The sequence below is a fragment of the Streptomyces sp. SolWspMP-5a-2 genome, assembly GCF_900091845.1.
Lineage (GTDB): Bacteria > Actinomycetota > Actinomycetes > Streptomycetales > Streptomycetaceae > Streptomyces > Streptomyces doudnae.
The window spans coordinates 1-3,609 of sequence record NZ_FMCI01000093.1; the positions used below are offsets into that span (position 1 = coordinate 1).

Sequence of the window (3,609 nt, forward strand, 5' to 3'; positions counted from 1 at the left end):
ACCTGCGGCCCACCCCGCTCGGCGCGATCGCCACCAGCGGCGCGGGACCGGCGGGCGACGGCGTCGCCGAGGCCGAGGCCGCCGGGCTCGACCGGGACAGCGTCGTCCTCCTCGTCGGCGGCGCCCGGGGCATCACGGCGCGCTTCGCCCGTGCCCTCGCCGCCGCGTCCCGCTGCCGCCTGGTCCTCTTCGGGCGCACCCCCGAACCCGCCGCCGCCGAGGACCCGGCCACCGCGTCCGCCACCGACCGCGCCGCGCTGCGGGGCGCGCTGCTCGCCGCGCGGCTCACCACCACCCCCGCCGAGACCGAGCGCCGGGTCTCGGCGATCCTCGCCGAACGCGAGGTGCGCGCCACCCTGGAGGCCCTGCGGGCGCTGGGCTCGGAGGCCGAGTACCAGCGGGTGGACGTCCGGGACGCGGAGGCCGTCGGCACCGCCGTCAAGCAGGTCAGCGCCCAGTACGGGCGGCTCGACGGGCTGGTCTACGCGGCCGGGCTGATCGAGGACAAGCTGATCGCCGAGAAGACCCCGGAGTCCTTCGCCCGGGTCTTCGCCACCAAGGCGGACGGCGCCCGTACCGTCCTGGACGCGGTCGACCGGCTGCCGGTGAGCCCGCGGTTCGCGGTCCTCTTCGGCTCCATCGCCGCCGCCCTCGGCAACCGGGGCCAGAGCGACTACGCCGGGGCCAACGACGTCCTGGAGGAGCTGGGCCGCCGCTGGTCGGGCGCCGAGCGGCGCGGTCTGACCGTGCACTGGGGCCCCTGGGCCGCCTCGGAGACCGGCGGCGGCATGGTCGGGCCGGAGCTGATGCGCTCCTACGCGGCGCGCGGGATCAAGCTGATCGACCTGGAGGAGGGTCCGCTGAGCCTGCTGCGCGAACTCGCCTACGGCGCCCCCGACGAGCACACGGTCGTCTACACCGCCTCCGGCTGGTGAGCGCGATGACCACCCCCGCGCCCGCCGGGCATCCGGCGCACCCGGAGCCGGTCGCGGTCGTCGGCATGGAGGTGCTGCTGCCCGGCGCCCCCGACCTGGCCGCCTACTGGCAGGCCATCGTCACCGGCGCGGACGCCATCACCGAGGTGCCCGCCGACCGCTGGGACCCGCTGTTCTACCGGCCCGAGGACCCCGCGGGGCCGCCCGCCGCCCGCCGCAGCGACCGCTTCTACTGCCACCGCGGCGGGTTCGTGGACGGGCCCGGCTTCGACCCGACCCGGTTCGGGATCATGCCGAACTCGGTGGCCGGGACCGAGCCCGACCAGCTCATCGCGCTGGACGTGGCGCACCGCTCGCTCCTGGACGCGGGCGGCGAGTCGGTGCTGCCCGCCCGCCGGGAGCGCGCCGGGATCGTGCTGGGCCGCGGCGGCTACCTGACGCCGGGGCTGGTCCGCCTCGACCAGCGGGTGCGCACCGCGAACCAGCTCGTGCAGACCCTGCGCGAGCTGGCCCCCCAGCTCGATGACGACCAACTGGAGGCGGTCCGGGCCGGGTTCTGCGAACGGCTGGGACCCGAGGAGCCGGAGTCCGCGATCGGTCTGGTGCCCAACCTGGTCGCCTCCCGGGTCGCCAACCGGCTCGACCTGCGCGGCCCCGCCTACACCGTGGACGCGGCCTGCGCCTCCTCGCTGGTCGCGGTCGACCACGCGGTGCGCGAACTCACCTCGCGGCGCTGCGACGTGATGCTCGCGGGCGGGGTCCACCACTGCCACGACCTCACCCTGTGGAGCGTCTTCACGCAGCTCGGCGCGCTCTCCCGGAGCGAGCGCATCCGCCCGCTGCACCGGGACGCCGACGGCGTCCTGATCGGCGAGGGCACCGGTGTCGTCGTCCTCAAGCGGCTCGCGGACGCGCAGCGCGACGGCGACCGCGTCTACGCGGTGATCCGCGGCACCGGTGTGGCGGGCGACGGCCGCACCGCCAGCCTCTTCAACCCCGACCCCGGCGGCCAGATCCGGGCCGTCCGCCAGGCGTGGGAGGCCGCGGGGCTCGACCCGCGCTCCGCCGACGCGCTCCAGCTCCTGGAGGCGCACGGCACCGCGACCGCCGCCGGTGACCGGGCCGAACTCGCCACCGTGGCCGAGGTGTTCGGGCCCGCGACCGGCCCCCGCGCGGTCATCGGATCGGTCAAGTCGCAGATCGGGCACACCATGCCGGCCGCCGGGGTGGCCGGTCTGATCAAGGCCGCGCTCGCCCTGCACCACGAGACGCTGCCGCCGACCCTGCACTGCGACGACCCCCACCCGGCCCTCGACGCGACCCGGTTCACCCCGCTGTCCGCGGCCCGCCCCTGGGACGAGGTCGCGGGCGGGGCCCCGCGCCGGGCCGCCGTGAACGCGTTCGGCTTCGGCGGCATCAACGCCCACGTGGTCCTCGAACAGCCCGCCCCGGCGGGTGTCCGGCGGCCGCGGGTGAGCGTCGGGGAACCGGAACGCGTGCTGCGGCTGGCCGCCGGGACCCCCGGCGAACTGGCCGCGCTGCTCGACGCCGACGACGGCGCGGTGCTCGCCGCGAGCCTGCCCGAGACCGGGTCGGACGGCGCGGGCCCGGTCCGGCTCGGCATCGTCGACCCCACCGCGCGCCGGCTGAAGCTGGCCCGCAAGGCGGTCGCCAAGGGCGAGCCGTGGCGCGGGCGCAACGACGTGTGGTTCACCCCGCGCCCGGTGCTCGGCCCGACCGGTGGCCGCACCGCCTTCCTCTTCCCGGGCCTGGAGGCCGAGTTCACCCCGCGGGTCGACGAACTCGCCGCCCGGCTCGGCCTGACCTGGACGCACGGCCGGGACGCCGCGGTCGGCGACGTGGGCCGCCACGGCGCCGCCGTCTTCCAACTGGGCCGCCTCCTGGACACCGCGCTGCGCCGCCTGGCCGTGACACCGGACGCCGTGGCGGGACACAGCGTGGGCGAGTGGACGGCGATGGCGGCGGCCGGGGTGCACGCCCCCGAGGAGGTCGACGCGTTCCTCGCCGGGTTCGACCCGGACGCGCTGCGGGTGCCGGGGCTTGCCTTCGCCGTCCTCGGCACCGCGGCCGACCGCGTCCTGGAACGGCTCGCCGACCGGGACGACGTGGTCCTCAGCCACGACAACGCGCCCAGCCAGTCGATGATCTGCGGCCCGGAGGAAGCCGTCGCCGACCTGGTGACCGCCTTCCGCGCGGAGGGTGTCATCGCCCAGGTGCTGCCGTTCCGCTCCGGGTTCCACACCCCGATGCTCGCCCCCTACCTGGGCCCGATCCGGGAGGCGGCCGAACGGTACGGGCTGCACGCGCCGCACACCCCCGTGTGGTCGGCGACCGTCGCCGCGCCCTTCCCCGCCGAACCGGACGCGGTGCGCGAGCTGTTCGTGCGCCACCTCCTGGAACCGGTCCGGTTCCGCGAGACGGTCCTGGAAATGTACCGGGCGGGCTTCCGGGCCTTTCTGACCCTGGGCACCGGCCAGCTCGGCTCCCTCGTCGACGACACGCTCGCGGGCCGCGACCGGCTGGTGGTGGCCGCGCACTCCACCGCCCGCGACAGCCTCGCCCAGCTCCGCCGGGTGGCGACCGCGCTGTGGACCGAGGGCGCGCGGCCGGACGTCCGACCGCTCGATCCGCCCGCGGCGAGGGCCGGTTCGGG

General features: G+C 76.9%; 2 protein-coding genes. Both read left to right on the top strand.

The features are described from left to right. On the top strand, positions 1 to 935 hold a 935-nt coding region (locus GA0115242_RS08925; protein WP_141721551.1), incomplete at its 5' end, for an SDR family NAD(P)-dependent oxidoreductase. A 5-nt stretch (positions 936 to 940) separates the two neighbouring features. Beyond that, positions 941 to 3,609 (top strand): type I polyketide synthase (locus tag GA0115242_RS08930; protein WP_141721553.1); only part of this gene is annotated, 2,669 nt, incomplete at its 3' end.